Raw genomic sequence first — 21,191 nt, 5'->3', positions numbered from 1 at the left:
CAAATATAACACATTTTAAATTAATCTTTTTCTTTATTGTTCTGCGTTAAATACAAAAAAGCGGCAGAAAATTCTGCCGCTTTTATATCTGTAAAATTAAAATCTTACTGCTGCTGATTTCCCAGCTTGTTCCAGATTTCAATTCTGTAATCTTTGATATCTGCATTATCCTGAAGACTCTTCATCCAAGCCTGTCCGAACATACTTGCACTTCTCTGGGTAATAGATTCCGTAAACTGCTTAAGGTCACCCGGCTGCTTGTTCACTGTTTCTGATTTTTTGATCAATACATAAACTCCTGTTCCTCCTTCAATAGGGTTAGAAAGTTTACCTTTTGCAACTCCAAAAGCAGCACCTGCAACTTTAGGCTCCATAGCACCGGCTACTGAAGGGTTAAGCATATTAACCTGAGCAGATTGTTTTGTTGAAGCAAACAGTTTTGCGATCTGGTCTAAGCTTGAAGCTTTAGCGCCGGCAATTTTATCAGAGATCTGTTTAGCCGCCAATTTATTTTTAACAACCACCTCGATCTGATCTCTTACAGATTCAGGATCTGCAAGACCTGCTTCCTGTTTTCCGTTAAGATATGCTACGATTTTATCTCCTGTACCTTCTACAGTAAAGAATTCTGTATCTCCTTTAGTTCTTTTCTTATCGAATGCCCATGCCAGGATTTCTCCGTCTTTATCTGTCCCAAGTCCCTGAAGCTGCCCGTCGAATCTTTTAGCGGCTTTAGGATTAGAGAACTGATAGTTTCCTTTTTTAGCAATATTCACGAAATCGTTGAAAGATTTCCCCTGAACCTGCTGAATGAATCTTCTTGCTTTTTTATCAGATTCGGCTTCTGTAGCATCTGAAGGTTTAACTTCTTTTACAAGGTTAGCTACCTTATAGCTCATAGCACCGGCTTTTTTATCTTCAATATTGATGATATGGTATCCGAACTGTGTTTCTACCACTCCTGTAGCGCCTTTAGGGTTATTTGCCAGATAGGTAAGGAACTCAGGAACGAAAGGTGTTTCTGGAGTTGTCCAGCCTAAACTTCCACCTTGTGCTGCAGAGTTAGGGTCATTAGAAAGTTTCAGGAATTCCGTAAATTTAGCAGGAGTAGCCTTCACAATAGCTCCGATAGAGTCTGCCAATTTCTTAGCCTGTTCCTTAGATCTTGCTACACCCTGTCCTGCAGGGCTTCCTTTGAAAGCGATAAGAATATGTCTTGACAATGTAGAATCTGAAGTCTTTTTATCCAAAAGTTTCGACACTACATAGAAATTTTGTTCTTTGTAGGGCCCAAAAGTCTGTCCGATAGCTGCAGTTGCAATTTGTCCCTGAATTGTCTGAGGCAATTGGGCAGGCGCTGAATATTGATTGTTGAAAGGCATATCAGAATTAGCCATCACGAACATAGAGTCGTTCTTTGTATTCTGGAAGTTCTCTGTTCCTCCACTTGCATCCGTACCACCTGAGAAAAGCTTATTGATCTCTTTCTGAGCCGCTGCATCATCTGCCGGGCTAGGCTTAGAAGGGAAATATACAATTCCGATGTTTCTGCTTGGCTCCGCTTTAAACATGACAGGGTGTTGCTTGATATAGTTTTCAAGGTCTGCCGTAGTAACGTTAATTTTCGTTTTTTGAAGGTATGCTGCATAGTCGATCTTTACAAAGTCGATATCAGCCAGCTGGTCTCTCTGCTTCATAAGCTCTTCAGCTTCTTTTTTGCCAGTAGTGATTCCCGCTGAAATATTAGTAAACACCTGTCTTGCCATCAGCCTGTATTCCACAGTTTTTCTGGTCTTCAGCCATTGGTTGTAGCCTTCCGGGTTGGTGTTCTTTAATGTTTCAATTTCTTTTTTAAGCTCTTGAGTTTTAAAATTACCTTTCTCATCAAAGAACTGTTGGTTTTGAGCGAACATCTGATCATACTGGATCTGATTCCAGAAATAATCATCAGTCATTTCAAAGCCCAATTTCTCAAATTGTTGTTTGATAAGTTTAGATTGTACAAGTAACTGCCAAGCCTGCTCTTCAAGTCCCGTTTTTGGACGGCCCTGTTGCTCAGCCTGCTGCTGCAGTACGAAAAGCTGATCATTGAACTCTTCGCGGGTGACTTTCTCACCGTTTACTTTTCCTAAAACATCAGGATTTTTTCCAAAAACCTTGTCGATGCTGTCGGGATTTACCAGAAACGCTAAAAGCGCCAATGCGATCACTCCCATCAAAAGCCAAGGCTTACTCCTAATCTGTCCTAAAATTGCCATTTTATATATTATAGTTTTTTATCAGTTTGCGAAAATACACATTTTTAAGAAATTAGAGAAGCAGAACTCCTTTATTTTAATTTTTAAAATGAAAGATTACTAAAAAAAGGAAATTTTGACCATATTTTTTAGCAAAAAACAAATGGCATAGGTATTGTGCAATTTAGAGAACTATAATACGCTGCACGTTTTCAGCGCATATTGTAAAATATCATTTTAACGATTTAAAACGAAGATGACAATTTGTCATTTGATTAACTATGACAGAATTTGAAGATATTAGTTTAGAGGAAATGATCAGCGATGGGTTTGACATTGTAGCCGAGGAGATCAATCTTTCAGACTTTTCGGAGACGGATAAAAATTCCGAACAGAGAATATTCCCTATACTTCCCGTAAGAAATATGGTCATGTTTCCGAATGTGGTAATTCCTATTACTGCAGGAAGAAAAACATCGATACAGCTTCTTGAAGAAGCACAGAAAAATGGTGAGTTCATTGGAATCGTGAGCCAGAAAAACTCAGATTTGGAGCAGCCAGCCGAGAAAGATATGTACCAGACCGGTACATTGGCAAAGATCATCAAAATCATCAAACTTCCTGAAGGCAATATTACAGCTATTACTAAAGGTTTCCACAGATTTAAAATAAAAAGAATCGTAGAAAGCCGGCCTTATTTCAAAGCTGAAATCACAAAACTGAAAGATTCCAGGCCAAAAAATAAGGAAGAATATGAGGCTTTACTTGAGAATATCAAAGATCTAGCCTTGAAAATAATCGAGCTGGACCCTAATATTCCAAATGCGGCCAATTTCGCTATCAAAAACATTAATAATAATGATGATCTTCTGAATTTCATCTGCACTAATGCAAGCTTTCCTTCTACGGAAAAACAAAAGCTGCTTGAGGAGAAAAGCCTTATGGAAAGGGCTAATAAGTGCTATGAGATGATGCATGAGGATTTCAGAAAACTGGAACTGAGAAACCAGATTCATCAGAAAACATCAAAGGATCTTGACAAACAGCAGAGAGAATATTTTCTGAATCAGCAGATCAGGACCATTCAGGATGAGCTGGGAGGTGGCCCGGAAAGCGATGTCGAGGATCTTATCAATAAGGCAAGAAGAAAAAAGTGGAATCAGGAAGTGGAAGATCATTTCCAGAAAGAGATCAGCAGACTGCAGCGCCAAAACCCGAATTCGCCGGACTATAACGTTCAGAGAAATTATCTTGATTTCTTCACAGATCTTCCGTGGGAAACCTATACAAAAGATGTTTTTGATATTGCCAAGGCTGAAAAAACTTTAGACAAGGCTCATTTCGGACTGGAAGATATTAAGAAAAGAATTCTGGAGCACATGGCTGTTTTAAAGCTAAAAAATAACATGAAATCCCCTATTCTTTTACTTGTAGGGCCTCCGGGAGTAGGAAAAACATCTTTAGGAAAATCGGTTGCTGATGCCCTGGGAAGAAAATATGTAAGATTATCTCTGGGCGGACTTCATGACGAAAGTGAAATCCGTGGACACAGAAAAACATATATTGGAGCCATGGCAGGAAGAATCCTGCAATCTATCAAAAAAGCAGGCACTTCCAATCCGGTAATCGTTCTTGATGAAATTGACAAAATCGCTCAGGGGCTTCACGGTGACCCAAGCTCTGCCCTTTTGGAAGTTCTTGATCCTGAACAGAATAAATCTTTCTATGACAATTTCCTGGAAATGGGCTACGATTTGTCCAAAGTGATGTTTATCGCTACGGCAAATTCACTGTCTACGATCCAGACGCCATTGTTAGACAGAACGGAGATCATTCAGATCGCCGGATATACGATGGAGGAAAAAACAGAGATTGCAAAGAGACATTTGATCAAAAAGCAGCAGGAAGAAAACGGTTTGGATGCGAAATCATTCAAACTCGGAAATTCTGAACTTAAACATATCATTGAAGCACACACTTCAGAAAGCGGTGTAAGAACCCTGGAAAAAAGGATTGCATCCATTGCAAGATGGGTTGCCCTTCAAACTGCTTTAATGAAAGAATATGACCCAAGGATCACTATTGAAAAAATAGATGAGATTCTTGGTGTTCCAAGACCGAAAAGCCTGTCTGAAATCACCGGGGTACCTGGCGTAGTTACAGGTCTTGCATGGACCAGTGTGGGTGGAGATATTTTATATATTGAAAGTATTTTAAGTAATGGAAAAGGAGGTCTTACCATGACCGGAAACCTGGGTACCGTTATGAAAGAATCTGCAACCATCGCCTTGGAATATATCAAAGCTAAACATGACGAGCTTGGAATAGCGCAGGAAGAGCTGGATAAGAAAAACATCCACGTTCACGTCCCGGAAGGGGCAACACCGAAAGACGGGCCGTCTGCAGGTATTGCTATGCTAACGTCAATGGTTTCTTCATTCAAAAATAAGAAAGTAAAACCTCATCTTGCGATGACAGGTGAAATTACGTTAAGAGGAAAAGTACTTCCTGTAGGCGGAATCAAAGAAAAGCTTCTTGCAGCCACGAGAGCAGGAATAAAAGAGGTAATTCTTTGTGAAGCGAACAGAAAAGATGTGGAAGAGATCAAAAAAGATTATTTGAAAAACCTGACTGTACATTATGTGAACAGAATGGAGGAAGTAGTCGACTTTGCGATCGAAAAATAATTCAGAACATATCATATCAACTCTCAATAAGGAAACGCATCTCAGATTATATTTGAGGTGCGTTTTTTGTCATTAAGCTCAGCTGCAAAAGCACAAAATAGTTAAGATTAATTTAAAAAAACATGTACCACACGACACTATCCTATGGCTTCTCTTTCAAAAAGAATTATGTTAATTAACCCAAAATACGTCTTTAATTAGACGGGTTTTCTTATTTTTATGCAACAGATTTGAAAAATTATGAATTTTCTTCGACTTCCTTTTCTTGTTAACCTTACGCTTGTAGTTATTTCTATTATTGGCTTGGGTTACCTGCTGGCACTCGGACAGAGCATATTAGCTCCTTTCTTCTTAGCTTTTTTAATGGCTATGCTCTTTCTTCCCGCCGCCACTTTCATGGAAAGAAAATTAAGATTTCCAAGATCCATATCAACAATGACTTCGGTTTTTGTGATGCTGGCTATCTTATCTGGGCTTATTTATTTTTTCGGATCACAACTTTCTGATTTCAGCAAAGACATTCCCCATCTAAGGGATCAGGTGACGACTGTTTTCAGTAATCTGCAGCACTGGATTTCAAAAACCTTCAATGTAAAGATAGATGAGCAGCTGGATTATATTAACCAGGGCTTGAACAAGCTGCTTTCTTCCTCGGGAGTAATCCTTGGCTTTACTTTCGGAATATTTTCAAGCGGTTTTGGCTTTATCGTATTTTTCACCTTGTTCTTTATTTTTATTTTAAATTACAGAAGGGTTCTTAATAATTTCATTGTAACCGTTTTTAACGAAAAACATAAAGCAAGTGTGCAGGAAGTGGTTAACGAGATCAGAGTCATGACGAAAAAATATATTTTCGGGCTTTGCCTACAGGTTTTGATTGTTTCAATGCTCTGCACCATCCTTCTTACTGTTTTAGGAATAAAATATGCCATACTTCTGGCTATTTTGACAGGCTTATTAAATGTAATTCCTTATCTGGGAATATGTATTTCCCTCTTAATATCATGTTTTATTGCCTTTGCAACCGGCGCCCCTTCTACCTGTGTATACGTAGCAATCGGGTATATTGCCATACATATCATTGACGGAAATATTGTCCTTCCGTTTGTTGTAGGTTCAAAAGTAAAGATCAATGCTCTGTTTTCCTTCATCGGAATTATTTTAGGCGAACATCTTTGGGGGATCGCAGGAATGTTCCTCTGCATTCCGGCTATTGCAATCATTAAAATTATTTTTGAAAGAGTAGACGGCTTAAAGCCATGGGGCAAGCTGCTCGGGGAAGAAGAAAAGCCGAATAAAAAGAAAAAGAGCTACAAGATTTCTAAGAATATCACATTGAAGGAAATGGATTGACCATTGACAATGAGTTATTACAAATAAAAAAAGCTGCCTCCATTGAGACAGCTCCTATAGTTGATCTTATAGTGCGCACAATGGGCTCATTCCGCTTGGACAGGTCTGGTTACACGGAATATATGCATGGCTATCAGGACAATATCCCAAATCGTCGCCACCACCACCTGGACCACCTAAACACGGGTCTCCCGGCGGAATAATACACGGGCAGCCTTCCGGTCCTATATCACAGATAGGAGGTTTTCCTCCGCCATGAACTTTCTTTAAACTCTCACGATTTAATTTTTGAAGATTTTTCAGCATAATACGATTGTTTAGTTTTGATTTGTATAACAAATATATTAAATGAAATTAGAAATTATTCCAAACATAGGGATAAATATGAAATATTAACAAATTTTAATAAAAACAGACTTACGAATAGCATTTTTGTTTTACATTTGATATAAAATCAACAATTATGAAAATCGTAAAATTTATCTTTGCCCTTCTTTTCGGGCTTATGTTTATCAATGCCGGATTAAACAAATTCTTTAATTATATGCCAATGGAAAAGCCAACGCCTGAGCAAATGAAACTTTTTGCCGCATTTGGAGAAATTCACTGGCTGATGCCTCTGGTGGGAATTGTAGAAGTTGTTGGCGGGCTATTATTTATTTTCCCAAAAACAAGAGCATTAGGAGCCATTGTCATTTTACCCGTAATGGTGGGAATTGTGGTTCACGTATTCACAATAGACAAATCTACCATGGGAATGTCCATCGCAGGAGCTCTGTTCCTGATTAATCTTTGGATGATTATTGATAACAGGGAGAAATATAAGGCTTTGATTAGCTAGGAAGTTATTGATGAATGGTGAATTATCAATTAGCTTCGCTGTCAATTTTATATCCTGAGATACTCAGTAATGACAATTCACCATTCACATTAAAAATCTATACAAATGCACTGAATCCTGTAATTGATCTTCCTACAATCAGTGAATTGATTTCTTTTGTTCCTTCGTAAGAATAAATGGCTTCGGCATCTGCCACAAATCTTGCCACGTCATACTCAAGAAGAATACCGTTTCCACCCATCACTTCTCTCGCCCTGGAAACAATATCTCTGGTTCTCAAAGTACAGAAAACTTTGGCCAGGGACGCATGTTCATCCTTTAAAATTCCTTCATCCTGCATTTCCGAAAGCCGGAAGACCATAGTCTGCATGGCAGTAAGGTTGGAAAGCATTTCCACAAGATGTCCCTGGATCATTTGGAATGAAGCAATAGGTTTTCCGAACTGTTCTCTGGTTCTGGTATACTGTAGTGCACTTTCATAGGCCCCTCTTGCACAGCCTGTAGCCATCCATGCCACTCCTGCCCTGGTCATACGCAGAACTTTTCCGGTATCTTTAAATGAATTGGCATTCTGGAGATGGTTTTCTTCGGTAACCAGGCAATCAGTTAAAGTGATTAATCCGTTTTGAACAATCCTTAATGCCATTTTCCCTTTTATCTTTTCTACGGAATAGCCCGGATTATCTTTTTCCACAATGAAGCCCTTCACTTCACCGCTGTCCAGATCTCTTGCCCAGATAATGACAAGATCAGCAAATGTTGCATTCCCGATCCATTTCTTTTGTCCATTGAGAATCCAGCCCTGCTCTGTTTTTTTACAGGTAACGGTAAGACCGCCTGCTGCTCCGGACCCTACTTCAGGTTCTGTGAGGCCAAAAGCACCTATTTTTTCGAATTTCTGCATCTGGGGAAGCCACTTCTGCTTCTGCTCCTCTGATCCGCAGATATAAATAGATCCCATCGCCAGCCCTGACTGCACACCAAAAAATGTAGCAATAGAGGCATCAATTCTCGCCATTTCCATGGCAATGACACCTTCCATCAGAAAAGGCATTCCCGGACAGCCATACCCTTCATAGGTTACACCACAGATATTCAGTTTCTGAAATTTCGGAATGAGTTCAAAAGGAAATTCATCCCTCAGCCAATAATGATTGACCAAAGGTTTCACTTCTTTTTCCATAAACGTTCTTACTTTAAGCTGAATCTCCCGTTGTTCCGGAGTAAGCGTATGGTAGATGTCGTAAAAATCACCATCAATGGGAGGAAGCTCCCGTTTTTTCTTATTGGGATCAAGCATTTTCATCATTCCGTTCAGCTGTTTATCATCCAGCTTGGAGAAATTCTGCATCAGCTTAGGCAGATCAACTTTTTGAGAAATAGCACTCAGCTGGTCAAAATCTATGGATCTGAATAATTCTATAGCGTTTCTGATTTTGGAAAAAGTATTTGACATAGTAATGTTTTGTGGGATTGATTTGTAAAAGTTAAGCAAAAACTGCTCCGAAAATAAGTCATTCTATGAGGTATTATTTTACAAAACACTCATTCACAGTAAATTAAAACTGAATATTTCTTTACAAACTTTTTGCGATTGATTTTCAAATATTACAATAGATCCTGCCTGAACTTTGACCTAAGAAAACCCACAAAAATCAACGCTATGAAAACGACTTACATTAAATTATCCCTGTCAGCAATTCTTTTATCAGGAATCTATTCATGTAAAAAAGGAGAAGCCGTCTCCACTGAAAGCTATGCTACAGATTCTGCTGTTGCCGTAGTTACAGACAGCGTTTCCTCTGTAGCCACTATGACGGTAAAGGACAAACAGTTCATTAAAACAGCTGACGTAAATATGGAAGTCAAGGATGTCTATGAAGCAACCGTTTCCATTGAAAAGACAGTTCAGGATCTCGGAGGATTTGTAGCCCACAGCAATCTTCAGAGCAATGTGATCTCACAGGAGGCCTATAATACTTCCGATAATGACGCGATGCTGATCAAAAAGTACCAGACAGAAAATACGATGCAGGTACGCGTTCCGACGGAAAAACTTGGTGAATTGCTTGTGAAAATTAATGATAAAAAACTTTTCCTGAACTCCAGAACGATCAATGCCGAAGATGTAACCTCCAACATCAAATATGCAGAAATGGAAGGCAAAAGAATTAAAAAGACAGGCGAAAATATCGATCAGCTGAAAACAAATAAAGACAAAGTACAGCTGGACAACGACAATATGGCGGAAGGAAATCTGCAGCAGCTTGCCAATATGGATACCACCGACAACATTAAATACAGCACGATAGATATTTACATTAAAGAGCCTAAACTCCGTATTGCAGAAATTGCAGTAACCAATACCAGAAATATTGATAATAAATATAAGTTTAACTTCATATATGACGCTAAAAATGCTTTTGTAGAAGGATTTTACCTGATTCAAAAGATCGCAGTGGGACTTATCACCATATGGCCACTTTTATTAATCTTAGCCACCGTTGTATACTTTTTAAGAAAAAGAAAACTGACAAAACCGGAATGCACAAAAATTCAGGAATAACAAAAGCAATCCTAACCAGCTGGTTATCATCATAATTTTAGATTTTACAGACCTCCTTCACAGGAGGTTTTTTATTTTTTTTCAAAAAAAACTGTAACGATCATTATCCTGCCCTTACCTACTGTTTAAAGAATGAATAATAAAAAAACTTTAATCATATGAAAAATTTAGTAAAACTTGGGTTCGCAACGTTATTATCGGCAACCGTTATGACAGTAAAAGCTCAAAATACCAACGCGGAAAACAGTACACTTTGGGAAGTTTCCGGAAACGGTCTTACCCAACCTTCTTATATTGCAGGAACCTGTCATATTATGTGCAGCCAGGATTTTGAGATCAAACCGAAAGTGATGAAAGCCCTTGAAAAATCTGATAATCTTGTGATGGAAATCAATTATACAGATCCCGCTGAAATGACAGCCATGCAGAAAATGTATCAGACGGATAAAAAACTATCGGATCAGCTTAGTCCTGAAGAAACAAAAGAGCTGGATAAAATCCTCGCGGACTACGGAACAGATTTGAAGAAGATGGACAATTCCAGCTCACAGGCATTGTATGCACTAATTTCGATGAAAGCTATACCGTGTCCACAAACTGAAGTAAAGCTGTATGAAATAGAACTCCTCAAAAATGCGCTGAAAAGTAAAAAGAAAGTCTTCGGGCTGGAAAAAGTAGAGGACCAGATGACTTCAATCAATAAAGCCTACAATCTGAAAGCAGTCATTCAACAGTTAAAAATGGGAAAGGAATATGAAATCCTGCTTAAGAAAATGATCACTGCCTTTAAGAAAGAAGATGTACAGTCCCTTTATACCCTTTTTAAAGATGATAAAATGATGAATGCCGAACAGGAAAAAACCATGCTTACAGACAGAAATAAAAACTGGGCAGAAAAAATGCCTGAGATGATGAAAAAAGAAAGTGCTTTCTTTGCAGTAGGAGGTGCTCATCTGATGGGAGAAAACGGAATTATCCAGCTTTTAAGATCCAAAGGATATACTGTAAAACCTGTATCAAGCCTATAACATCTAACCAAACCATGAAATTATTGTGAGCAGCCAGACTGAAACCGATTTTTTAAAGCTCGTCAATCAGCATAAAGGTATTTTATATAAGGCCTCCCGGATCTATGCGGATTCTTTGGAAGACCGGGAAGACCTCCAGCAGGAAATCCTTATCCAGCTCTGGAAATCTTACCAGAACTTCAAAGGCAACAGTGAGTTCTCTACATGGATGTACCGGGTCGCAATTAATACCGCTATTACTTATTTAAAAAAAGAAAAAAAACGGACGGATAACCAAACGGATGTACCCCATCATTTTGAAGTCCAGAATGAAGACTATAACCCTTCAAAGGACCGGCAGCTGGAAGTTTTCTACACTGCGGTCCAGGAACTTAAAGCGCTTGAAAAAGCTATTATATTCTATTTCATGGAAGGCATGTCTCATAAAGAAATTGGTGATAACCTTGGCCTAAGCGAAGGTAATGCCCGTGTAAAACTCAACAGAACCAAAGAAAAAATACAGCAAATCATAAAAAAATCAGGCTATGAATTTTGATCAATTAAAAGAACAGTGGAATAATGAAGATGGTGAAAACGTCAACATTCCCAACACCATAGAACAGTTAAAGAAAAGCAAGCATCCTATCGAAAAGATCCAGAAAAGCATGAAATCGGAATTTCCAATGCAGATCATTGCCGTTATTCTTATTGCATTCTTTCCGCAACAGCTGGATTTCCCTTCATCGCAGTATGTTATTTATTATACATCCTATGCGATGCTTGTGGTCATATCTTCTTACTATCTGTTCGGATTCTATAAATTTTATAAGCAAACCGAACTGTATACCGGAAACACCAAAAACAGCCTCTGGAAAATATACCACGAACTGAAGCTGAACATGGAAAGATACCAGTCTTTCGGATTTCTACTTCTTCCCCACTTTATGATCACTTTAGGATTGGAGTTTTACAATATATTTCAGAAAAAAGGAATGCCTTTAGAAAGTTTTGCAGATTCTTATCAGCGGGCTTTTATCCTGATTGTACTTCTCGGAACCGTAGCGATTGTAGCCAGCATTGTTTTATGGACTCAATACTTTTACGGACGCCACGCCAAACGTTTGGAAAATATACTTAACGAAACGGACGAATAGTTTTCCTGATCCATCTTTTACAAAACAATAACCATGAAACCTCAGACTTGTTCTGAGGTTTTCTTTTTAAAAAATTGTTATTTATCGCGTTCAAATTTATCTGAGGTTTTATTTTTCCTTAAATTTGCACATCAGAAATAAAATGATAAGGATTTTAAACATTTAATCCTGCCTCTTACTTTCTGAACCTATATAATTTCTAAGATATGCTATCAAAAATAAATCCTATACAAACTACCAGCTGGAAAGCTCTTGATGACCATTTTGCAGGCAACGACTTTGATTTGAGAAGCCTTTTCCAGTATAATCCTGACCGTTTTAAAGAATTTTCTCTACAGAAAGACAATTTCCTTTTTGATTATTCTAAAAACCTTATCGATACAAGAACGAAGGAACTTTTACTTCAATTGGCAGATGAATGCCAGCTGAAAGATGCTATTTCTAAGATGTTTTCTGGTGATAAGATCAATGAAACAGAAGGAAGAGCAGTATTACATACAGCCTTAAGGGATTTCTCAGATAAAGAAATCATTGTAGACGGAGAAAATATTAAACCTCAGATAAGAAGAGTTCTTGACCATATGAAAGCTTTCTCTGAAAAAATTATTTCAGGGGAACACAAAGGCTTCAGCGGAAAAGAAATTACCGATGTGGTCAATATCGGAATCGGAGGTTCAGATCTTGGACCGGTAATGGTTTGTTCAGCTTTAAAACATTTTAAAACAAGATTAAATGTTCATTTTGTTTCCAATGTTGATGGTAATCACATCGCTGAAACTGTTAAAACCCTGAATCCTGAAACTACATTGTTCATCATTGCTTCCAAGACTTTTACCACTCAGGAAACAATGACGAATGCCAATTCTGCAAAAGACTGGTTCCTGAAAGCAGGAAAAGAAGAAGATGTTGCTAAGCATTTCGTTGCCTTATCCACTAATGTTGAAGCAGTTAAAAATTTCGGAATTGCAGAAGAAAACATTTTCGAATTCTGGGACTGGGTAGGCGGAAGATATTCTCTTTGGAGCGCTATCGGCCTGAGTATTGTTCTGGCAGTTGGCTATGACAATTTCGAGCAACTTTTAAAAGGTGCAAATGATACCGATCAGCATTTCCAGACTGCAAATTTCTCTGAAAACGTTCCGGTATTAATGGGACTTTTGGGTATCTGGTACCGTAATTTCTACGCAGCGACAAGCTACGCAATACTTCCTTATTCTCAATATCTGGACAGATTTGCAGCTTATCTTCAGCAGGGAGATATGGAAAGCAACGGAAAATGCGTAGACAGAAACGGAGAGTTCGTAGAATATGAAACGGGACCTATTATCTGGGGCGAGCCCGGAACAAACGGCCAGCATGCTTTTTACCAGCTAATTCACCAGGGAACTGAACTTATTCCTGCAGATTTTATCGCTTATGTAAAAAGCAGCAATTTAGTTTCTGATCATCAGCCCAAGCTTTTGGCTAACTTTTTTGCACAGACTGAAGCACTTGCCTTCGGAAAATCTGAAGAGGAAGTAGAGGAAGAATTAAGAAGCACTGGAAAATCCGATGAAGAAATTGATAGGTTATTAAACTATAAAGTCTTCCACGGAAACACACCTACTAACTCTATATTATTCAAGGAATTAACCCCTTTTTCATTAGGCCAGTTAATTGCCATGTATGAGCATAAGATCTTTGTTCAGGGGGTGATCTGGAATATTTTCAGCTTCGATCAGTTCGGGGTGGAATTAGGAAAAGTTTTAGCCAATAAGATCCTTCCTGAGCTTGAAAACAATGAAGCAATCAGCTCTCACGACAGTTCTACGAATGGATTGATTAATTATTATAAAGGAAACAAGTAGCAGATGTCTGCATTACGGTCATATTATTATAAGCTTCCTCCCGGCCTCAGGCTTCTGGGGCGGAAAATTTATTATTTTCCGATAGATTTTTATGAAGGAATTACGGGAAAAAGATCAAAAAATGAACCTAAAAAAGGAGACATCTATGTAGGAGGCAGTGACTTTATTCCTCATGGGATCCGTCAGGTAAATGCGCTTAAAAAATATATAGGCTTACAAAATACAGACCATGTTCTGGATGTGGGATGCGGGATCGGAAGAACGGCAGTAGCCCTTACCGGCACCATTGATAAAGGAACATACGACGGTTTTGATGCCGTAGAAAAGGGAATCAACTGGTGTAATAAACACATCGGAAAAAAACATCCGAATTTTAAATTTCAGTTTACCCCGATTTATAATGACCTGTACAATACTTTCAGCCAAAAAGCAGAGAGTTTTACATTTCCTTATGATGAGTTACGGTTTGATAAGGTATTTCTATTCTCGGTTTTCACGCATATGCAGATACCAGAGATCAAAAGGTATCTTAGTGAAATCAGCAGAGTGCTGAAAAACGACGGGCAATGTCTGGCCACATTCTTTCTGTATGATGAAACTCAAAAAGAATATGGCACAATGCCGTTCCCACATCAGTATGAAGGCTACAGGCTTATGGATGATAAAGTGACCGCAGCCAATATTGCAGTAAGCATCCCATTGCTAAACGAGATGGCCGCAGAAGCAGGATTAAAAGTAACCACCATAAAAGGAGGATTCTGGAGAAACGATGTAGAAAAGGAAGGAGCTGATGAATTCCAGGATATTGTTGTATTCAATAAAATCTAAATAAAAAGTAAAAAAAGTAAAAATGGCAGAAATTCTTGACGGACTTAAAGTATCCAAAGAAATAAAGGCAGAAATCAAGGTGGAAGTGGAAAAAATCCTTGAAGGCAAGAAAAGAGCACCCCATCTGGTGGCTATTCTTGTAGGAAACAACGGAGCAAGCAAAGCCTATGTGAACAGCAAAGTAAAAGACTGTGAGGAAGTAGGATTCCGTTCTTCGCTTTTAAAGTTCCCAAGCACCGTTTCCGAGTCTGAATTGCTGGAGAAAATTGATGAATTAAATAAATCTAAGGAAGTAGACGGTTTCATTGTACAGCTTCCTTTACCGGACCAGATCGATCAGGAAAAAATCATTTTGGCGATTGATCCAAGAAAAGACGTAGATGGTTTCCACCCTGAAAATTTTGGGAAAATGGCATTGGAAATGGACACTTTCCTGCCTGCTACTCCTTTTGGGATCCTGACATTACTGGAAAGATATAATATTGAAACCAAAGGAAAAGACTGTGTAATTATCGGAAGAAGCAAGATCGTAGGAAGACCTATGAGCATCCTGATGGGAAGAAAAGATTTCCCGGGTAACTCTACCGTGACTTTAACACACTCTTATACAAAAGACATCGAAGAATACACAAAAAAAGCAGACATCGTTATTACCGCATTAGGTGATCCTCATTTCTTAAAAGGAGATATGATCAAAGACGGTGCAGTAATCGTGGATGTGGGTATTACAAGAGTAGACGATGACTCTCCAAAGGGATACTACCTTGCAGGTGATGTAGATTTTGACAGCTGTGCAGCTAAAGCAAGCTGGATCACACCCGTACCTGGAGGAGTAGGCCCTATGACCAGAGCCATGCTGATGAAAAATACCATCATCGCTTACAAAACCTCAGTCTATAACGACTAATTTTAAAATGAACAAAGAAGAAGATATTTTATTAAAAGAAGGTAAAATGCTCCCTGTAATGGAGCATTTTTACACTTTACAGGGAGAAGGAGCACATACCGGAAAGGCATCTTATTTCATCAGATTGGGAGGCTGTGACGTCGGATGTCATTGGTGTGATGTAAAAGAAAGCTGGGATCCGAACCTTCATCCATTGATGAATGCAGAGGAAATTGCAGAAACTGCTGCAAAGCACAGTAAAACAATTGTTTTAACCGGCGGTGAACCGTTGATGTGGAATTTAGATATCTTAACGTCAAAGCTAAAAGAACTGGGATGCACTATCCATATTGAAACCTCAGGAGCATATCCTCTGAGTGGGCAGATCGACTGGATTACCCTTTCGCCTAAGAAAACAGGACTTCCGAAAGAAGAGATCTACAAAAAAGCAAGTGAGCTTAAAGTGATTATCTTCAATCAGCATGACTTTACTTTTGCTCAGGAACAGGCGGCAAAGGTTTCTGAAAATTGCAAACTGTATATGCAGAGCGAATGGAGCAAGCGTGATGAAATGTACCCAAAGATCACTGATTTTATTTTAGCCCATCCGGAATGGCAGGCTTCGGTTCAGACTCATAAATACCTGAATATTCCATAAGATTACTTTTAAATTCACCGAAATGCTGGATCAGAATATTTTTTATTCATATGATTATTTTTTTGCCTGACATACTTAAATAATAGGAGAGAAAGTTTATAATATTCATAGAATCCCGGAATATACCGCAAAAATTATGTACATTAGATCTTCGTATCCGTTATAAATACTGATAGATGCAGAGAATTCGATACTCTAGATACCTGAAATCGATTATTATTTTGCTTGACCTTCTGGTTATTGCATCTATCTTCATATTCTTTTTCATAAGCAGAAACGAAAGCTTAAGATATCATAAGGAAACATGGTACCAGAATATTTTTTCCCTGGTATTGCTTTTTTTGTTCTGGATGCTTCTAAGCGGCAGGACAAAAATTTATAATATTCAGAGGAATCTCACCTATACTTTGTTTCTGGAACGCCTTCTTATCCATTTTCTGTTCTTTATACTCGGCGTTCTGCTCATTGGAAAAGTAAGCAAAAATGTATTTTTTAATTCAGATATTTACTGGCTTTCCTTCTATCTTTTTTTCTTTATTTTCCTGGCGAAATCAATCATTTATTTTATTATAAAATATTTCCGTTCATTGGGGATCAATTATAGAAATGTGATGTTTTTGGGGGAAACAGGTTCTACAGAAATTCTGAAGAATATATTTCAGGACAGAAAAGATTACGGATATAAAATATTTGAATACGGAACTTCTGATATAAAACCAGCCGAACTCGTTGAATTTTGGAAAAAAAACGGAATCCACACTCTGTTTTTATCTACAGAAAACCATTTCACCGAAAATCTTGAAACTGAGATCTTCAAACTGGCTGAAGACCATAAGGTCCATGTCTCATTAATTCCGAGCATTACACAGAGCGATTTTTTCCTGTACGATCTTGGATACATTCAGACACAGCCTATTCTCAGCCAGGCAAAATACCCTTTGGATTATTACTCCAATTTCCTGGTTAAAAGGATTTTTGATATCGCTTTTTCTATCCTTATATTAGTTTTACTAGGTTCCTGGTTATTTCCGATGATTGCAATTCTCATAAAAATAACATCTAAAGGGCCTGTTTTCTTTGTTCAGAAGAGATATGGTTTCCATGAAGAAGTATTTTCATGTCTCAAATTCAGAACCATGATCGTTAATGATGAATCAGCTACGAAAACTACGGAAGAAAATGATGTCAGGATCACAAAAATCGGACGTTTTCTCAGGAAAACCAGCCTTGACGAGCTTCCCCAGTTTATCAATGTTTTGAAAGGGGAAATGTCTATTGTGGGACCACGTCCGCATATGCTTTCTGTAGATAACTTTTACAAACCTAAGATAGGAAGATACAGCTTAAGAAGTATGGTGTCGCCTGGTATCACTGGCCTTGCCCAGGTAAGCGGACTGCGAGGAGATTATGGAGATGTGGAGGTTGAAATGAAAAAAAGAATTCTTGCAGACACATTCTATGTAAGAAACTGGAGTTTTGTTTTGGATCTTATTATTATTTTAAAGACCGTTTTATTGGTGATCGGCGGTGATAAAAACGCAAAATAAATAAAACAAAAGGCTAAGACTGAAATTGAGGAACCATATTTGCTTCTAGGTTAAATAATCCTCCGATGAGCACCTGAGGTCTAACCTGAATTAAATAAAAAAAGTCTAATTTAGCAGCATGTTAAAAAAGTTTTTTACAGCAATAGGAGAATACATTATCCTTCTAGGTAAATCCTTGCAGAAGCCCCAGAAAATGAGGGTTTTTTGGAAGCTGTTCATGAGAGAAATCAATGATCTCGGCGTCAATTCTTTTGGGCTTGTGATCTTCACTTCTATATTTGTGGGAGCCGTTGTGGCTATCCAGATGTTCAATAATTTTGATTCGTCTTCTTTTCCTATTCCACCTTCATTCGTGGGATATGCCACAAAAGCTGTTTTGGTATTGGAATTTTCACCGACAATTATCAGCTTGATCCTGGCAGGTAAAGTAGGATCATATATTGCCTCAAGTATAGGCACCATGAGGGTTTCAGAACAGATCGACGCATTGGACATTATGGGAGTAAACTCTCCGAATTTCCTGATATTGCCCAAAATTTTTGCCTGTGTGATTTTTAATCCTTTGCTTATTGCCATCAGTATTGTATTCGGTATCGGAGGTGGCTACCTGGCAGGTATTCTAACTGGAAACTGGACAGAAAATGATTATATAGTAGGTATCCAGATGTATATGCCAAATTTATTTGTATACTATGCATTTGTAAAAACCACAGTGTTTGCTTTTATTATTGCTACGGTACCTTCTTACTTCGGCTATAATGTAAAAGGAGGATCGCTGGAAGTAGGTAGAGCCAGTACTCAGGCCGTAGTATGGACCATGGTATTTATTATCATTTCGGAATTAATTTTAACCCAATTAATATTAAGCTGATGATTGAGGTAAAAGATCTTAAGAAGAGTTTTGACGAGGTTGAAGTACTGAAGGGAATTTCAACTTCTTTTGACAAAGGAAAGGTAAACCTGATCATTGGGCAGAGTGGTTCCGGAAAAACTGTTTTCCTGAAAAGCTTATTGAATGTTTATCAGCCATCATCAGGAGAGATCCTGTTTGACGGCAGGGATATCAACGTCATGACGCGTGAGGAAAAACAGCATCTGCGTTCAGAGATCGGAACGGTATTCCAGGGTAGCGCACTTTTTGATTCTCTTACGGTGGAAGAGAATATCATGTTTCCGCTGGATATGTTTACCAACCTTACTTTCAGAGAAAAAAAGAAAAGAGTATTTGAAGTAATTGGCAGGGTACATCTTGATAAGGCCGGGAGAAAATTTCCGTCTGAAATTTCCGGGGGAATGCAGAAACGTGTTGCCATTGCGAGAGCAATCGTGAACAATCCTAAATATCTGTTCTGCGATGAGCCGAACTCCGGTCTTGACCCCTATACTTCCAATGTCATTGATGATCTTCTTCTTGAAATCACCAAAGAATATAATACAACAACTATCATCAATACGCACGATATGAATTCCGTGATGACAATTGGGGAGAAAATTGTATACCTGAGACTGGGGATCAAAGAATGGGAAGGAAACAAGGATATTCTCATTACTGCGGGCAATAAAAATCTTATTGACTTCGTTTATTCTTCAGAACTGTTTAAAGAACTGAGAGAATATTTACTTGAAAATAATAAAACGATTGAAAATACAATCTCTAAAATAGATGATAATGAAAAAGGTACTTAGTATAGCATTAATCGGGTTTTCAATGTTCGCTTCTGCGCAGATCTCTCTGGCAGGAAAAGCCAACTTAATATTCCCGACAGGCTCTCCTTCATGGAAAAACATTAAAGGAACGGTAAATGAAGCCATTGAGGGAACAGGAAAAAACAATGCAGGTTTTAACGTGGGGCTTTCTTTAAAAATAGGACTTCCGACTGCACTTTATGTAATGCCGGAATTATACTACACTCATTTCAAAAATGAATTCACTACGGAGAATACTACTTTTGATGTAAAGAGCAACCGTATCGATATGCCTGTTCTTTTAGGGTATAATCTTTTAGGAGATATGCTCGGAGTTTTTGTAGGACCGGTAGCAAGCTATAATTTAAGCAAGGAAGATACCTACAATGATTTTAAAGAAAACGTTAAAAACAATTTCACAGTAGGATACCAGTTCGGTGCGCAGCTTGAAATTAAAAAGCTGATCATTAATGCACGATACGAAGGGGCTTTCAGCAAAGATGAAAGAAACTTCATCAATAAGGTCTCCGGATCAGAAATCAGATATGACAACAGACCGAATCTGTTTTTGGTAGGCGTAGGTTATAAGTTTAAATAATTTGAAAATAACACTATAAAAAACCCTCAAATATTAAATTTGAGGGTTTTTATTTTGCTGAAGTTCCGCTTCCCGTCTGGCAATATCTGCCGCCTGTTTTTCAAGATCTTCTTTTTCTTGCTGTAGTCTTTTGAATTCTCTTTTCTTCTCTTCAGCCTTTATTGCGCTTCCTTTGCTTACATATCCTACCATTCCGCCAATAATAAGGCCAATTCCGACTCCGGCCATTACACCCATCATGTGTGAGATGGTAATTCCTCCCACCGTAAAATCAGTGGTCAGATAAAAAAGCAGTGCCGACACGGCAAGCAGTATAAGTCCAGTAATTGATAAACTTTTCATAAATATTGTGTATAGTGGTTTACATTGAAAAAAGCCTTACCCAATTTAGTGAAAAATTCAATAAGGCTCTATACAAGATTAAATTCTGGAATAATTATATTTTCCCTCCGGCTGCTTTATAGTATTCCAAAGCTTTTGGAAGGTTTTTATTGATATCTGAGATCCTTGTTTCAGGATTCGGGTGGGTAGATAAAAATTCCGGCTGTCTTGAGCCCGATGCCGCCCCTTCCATTCTGTTCCAGAAAGGAATCGCTTCTCTCGGATCATATCCTGCCATAGACATCAGGTATAGTCCCATCTGATCTGCTTCTGATTCCTGATTTCTACCATATTTCAACAGAGCTACCTGCGATCCGATAGGATATACTTTTTCAAAAATACCGGCCCATTGTGAGTTGGAAATTGTTCCGCCCAGAATAGAACCTCCATACTGCGCAACCATAGCCTGCGAAATTCTTTCATTGCCATGCCCTGCCAAAGCGTGTGAAACTTCGTGTCCCATCACAACGGCAAGACCATTGTCATTTTTTGTAACAGGAAGAATTCCTGTATAAACGGCAACTTTACCGCCAGGCATACACCAGGCGTTCAATTCATTGCTTTGTATAAGATTGAATTCCCAGTTATAATTAGCAAGATCTGCAGATCTTCCTATACTCTGGTAATATCTTTCTGCTGCACTTTTTATTCTGCTTCCTACACTCGTTATTCTTTTTGCATCTGCAGTTCCTGTGATAATCTTAGATTTAGACAATGTCGTTTTATATTCCTGAGCAGACATTGTTAATATTTCCGAATTATTTGCAATCTGTAATGAAGACCTGCCCGTAATTGGATTAGTAGTACATGCTACAGTTGACAAGGCAACTGCTCCTATTCCTAATAGATGTGTAAATTTCATAGTTGTTTGAGTGTTAATAATTCAACATTTACAATTTTTATTCCAAAATGATT

General features: G+C 38.3%; 20 protein-coding genes. 15 read left to right on the top strand and 5 right to left on the bottom strand.

Going from position 1 to position 21,191, the window contains the following annotated elements; translation table 11 throughout:
• Positions 1 to 104: 104 nt before the first annotated feature.
• Positions 105 to 2,258 (bottom strand): peptidylprolyl isomerase, encoded by a 2,154-nt coding sequence (locus DRF61_RS15105; RefSeq protein ID WP_111958501.1) that lies wholly within the window; start codon positions 2,256 to 2,258, stop codon positions 105 to 107.
• A gap of 260 nt (positions 2,259 to 2,518) precedes the next feature.
• On the opposite strand from DRF61_RS15105, the gene lon reads away from it, so the two are divergent.
• A complete protein-coding gene (gene lon, locus DRF61_RS15100; protein WP_111958499.1) occupies positions 2,519 to 4,924 on the top strand; it encodes an endopeptidase La in 2,406 nt (801 codons plus the stop codon).
• Between the two features lie 240 nt (positions 4,925 to 5,164).
• Complete coding sequence (locus DRF61_RS15095) at positions 5,165 to 6,277, top strand: AI-2E family transporter (protein WP_111958497.1); 1,113 nt, start codon at positions 5,165 to 5,167, stop codon at positions 6,275 to 6,277.
• 66 nt (positions 6,278 to 6,343) lie between these two features.
• Here DRF61_RS15095 and DRF61_RS15090 read toward each other — a convergent pair whose 3' ends face one another.
• Positions 6,344 to 6,583 carry a bacteriocin-like protein gene (locus DRF61_RS15090; RefSeq protein WP_111958495.1) on the bottom strand — a complete coding sequence of 80 codons (240 nt, stop codon included), beginning with the start codon at positions 6,581 to 6,583 and terminating at the stop codon, positions 6,344 to 6,346.
• A 157-nt stretch (positions 6,584 to 6,740) separates the two neighbouring features.
• On the opposite strand from DRF61_RS15090, the gene DRF61_RS15085 reads away from it, so the two are divergent.
• Positions 6,741 to 7,118, top strand: coding sequence for a DoxX family protein (locus DRF61_RS15085; RefSeq protein ID WP_111958493.1), 378 nt, complete (start codon positions 6,741 to 6,743; stop codon positions 7,116 to 7,118).
• Positions 7,119 to 7,215: 97 nt separating this feature from the next.
• Here the strand turns inward: DRF61_RS15085 and DRF61_RS15080 are convergent, their stop codons facing one another.
• Positions 7,216 to 8,574 carry an acyl-CoA dehydrogenase family protein gene (locus tag DRF61_RS15080; protein ID WP_111958491.1) on the bottom strand — a complete coding sequence of 453 codons (1,359 nt, stop codon included), beginning with the start codon at positions 8,572 to 8,574 and terminating at the stop codon, positions 7,216 to 7,218.
• A gap of 207 nt (positions 8,575 to 8,781) precedes the next feature.
• Between DRF61_RS15080 and DRF61_RS15075 the strand changes: the two genes are divergently transcribed.
• From DRF61_RS15075 to DRF61_RS15020, 12 genes are all read left to right on the top strand, one after another.
• Positions 8,782 to 9,684 (top strand): DUF4349 domain-containing protein, encoded by a 903-nt coding sequence (locus DRF61_RS15075; RefSeq protein ID WP_111958489.1) that lies wholly within the window; start codon positions 8,782 to 8,784, stop codon positions 9,682 to 9,684.
• Between the two features lie 158 nt (positions 9,685 to 9,842).
• Positions 9,843 to 10,712, top strand: a complete 870-nt coding sequence (locus DRF61_RS15070; RefSeq protein ID WP_111958487.1) for a TraB/GumN family protein — start codon at positions 9,843 to 9,845, stop codon at positions 10,710 to 10,712.
• 25 nt (positions 10,713 to 10,737) lie between these two features.
• A complete protein-coding gene (locus DRF61_RS15065; RefSeq protein ID WP_111958485.1) occupies positions 10,738 to 11,247 on the top strand; it encodes an RNA polymerase sigma factor in 510 nt (169 codons plus the stop codon).
• Positions 11,237 to 11,845 carry a hypothetical protein gene (locus DRF61_RS15060; protein WP_111958483.1) on the top strand — a complete coding sequence of 203 codons (609 nt, stop codon included), beginning with the start codon at positions 11,237 to 11,239 and terminating at the stop codon, positions 11,843 to 11,845. The genes DRF61_RS15065 and DRF61_RS15060 overlap by 11 nt, the downstream gene beginning before the upstream one ends.
• A 206-nt stretch (positions 11,846 to 12,051) precedes the next feature.
• A complete protein-coding gene (gene pgi / locus DRF61_RS15055; protein ID WP_111958481.1) occupies positions 12,052 to 13,692 on the top strand; it encodes a glucose-6-phosphate isomerase in 1,641 nt (546 codons plus the stop codon).
• Between the two features lie 3 nt (positions 13,693 to 13,695).
• Positions 13,696 to 14,520 (top strand): class I SAM-dependent methyltransferase, encoded by an 825-nt coding sequence (locus DRF61_RS15050; protein ID WP_111958479.1) that lies wholly within the window; start codon positions 13,696 to 13,698, stop codon positions 14,518 to 14,520.
• Positions 14,521 to 14,542: 22 nt separating this feature from the next.
• Complete coding sequence (locus DRF61_RS15045) at positions 14,543 to 15,427, top strand: bifunctional 5,10-methylenetetrahydrofolate dehydrogenase/5,10-methenyltetrahydrofolate cyclohydrolase (RefSeq protein WP_111958477.1); 885 nt, start codon at positions 14,543 to 14,545, stop codon at positions 15,425 to 15,427.
• Positions 15,428 to 15,434: 7 nt separating this feature from the next.
• A complete protein-coding gene (locus DRF61_RS15040; RefSeq protein WP_111958475.1) occupies positions 15,435 to 16,064 on the top strand; it encodes a 7-carboxy-7-deazaguanine synthase QueE in 630 nt (209 codons plus the stop codon).
• A 176-nt stretch (positions 16,065 to 16,240) separates the two neighbouring features.
• Entirely contained in the window at positions 16,241 to 17,611 is a 1,371-nt protein-coding gene (locus DRF61_RS15035; protein WP_111958473.1) for an exopolysaccharide biosynthesis polyprenyl glycosylphosphotransferase, read from the top strand.
• A 118-nt stretch (positions 17,612 to 17,729) separates the two neighbouring features.
• Positions 17,730 to 18,482 (top strand): MlaE family ABC transporter permease, encoded by a 753-nt coding sequence (locus tag DRF61_RS15030; protein ID WP_111958471.1) that lies wholly within the window; start codon positions 17,730 to 17,732, stop codon positions 18,480 to 18,482.
• Positions 18,482 to 19,297: an ABC transporter ATP-binding protein gene (locus DRF61_RS15025; protein WP_111958469.1), complete on the top strand. Its 816-nt coding sequence runs from the start codon at positions 18,482 to 18,484 to the stop codon at positions 19,295 to 19,297. Before DRF61_RS15030 ends, DRF61_RS15025 begins: the two co-directional genes overlap by 1 nt.
• On the top strand, positions 19,281 to 19,895 hold the full coding sequence (locus tag DRF61_RS15020) for an outer membrane beta-barrel protein (protein WP_111958467.1): 615 nt from the start codon (positions 19,281 to 19,283) through the stop codon (positions 19,893 to 19,895). Before DRF61_RS15025 ends, DRF61_RS15020 begins: the two co-directional genes overlap by 17 nt.
• A gap of 33 nt (positions 19,896 to 19,928) precedes the next feature.
• Here DRF61_RS15020 and DRF61_RS15015 read toward each other — a convergent pair whose 3' ends face one another.
• Together DRF61_RS15015 and DRF61_RS15010 are read right to left on the bottom strand one after the other, a co-directional pair.
• The gene (locus DRF61_RS15015) at positions 19,929 to 20,237 is read right to left on the bottom strand and encodes a hypothetical protein (protein WP_111958465.1); all 309 of its coding nucleotides are present in this window, start codon (positions 20,235 to 20,237) and stop codon (positions 19,929 to 19,931) included.
• Positions 20,238 to 20,331: 94 nt separating this feature from the next.
• The gene (locus tag DRF61_RS15010) at positions 20,332 to 21,138 is read right to left on the bottom strand and encodes a M48 family metallopeptidase (RefSeq protein ID WP_111958463.1); all 807 of its coding nucleotides are present in this window, start codon (positions 21,136 to 21,138) and stop codon (positions 20,332 to 20,334) included.
• Positions 21,139 to 21,191: the final 53 nt, after the last annotated feature.

The organism is Chryseobacterium lathyri (assembly GCF_003290185.1).
GTDB lineage: Bacteria > Bacteroidota > Bacteroidia > Flavobacteriales > Weeksellaceae > Chryseobacterium > Chryseobacterium lathyri.
This window is presented reverse-complemented; position numbering and strand designations above follow the sequence as displayed.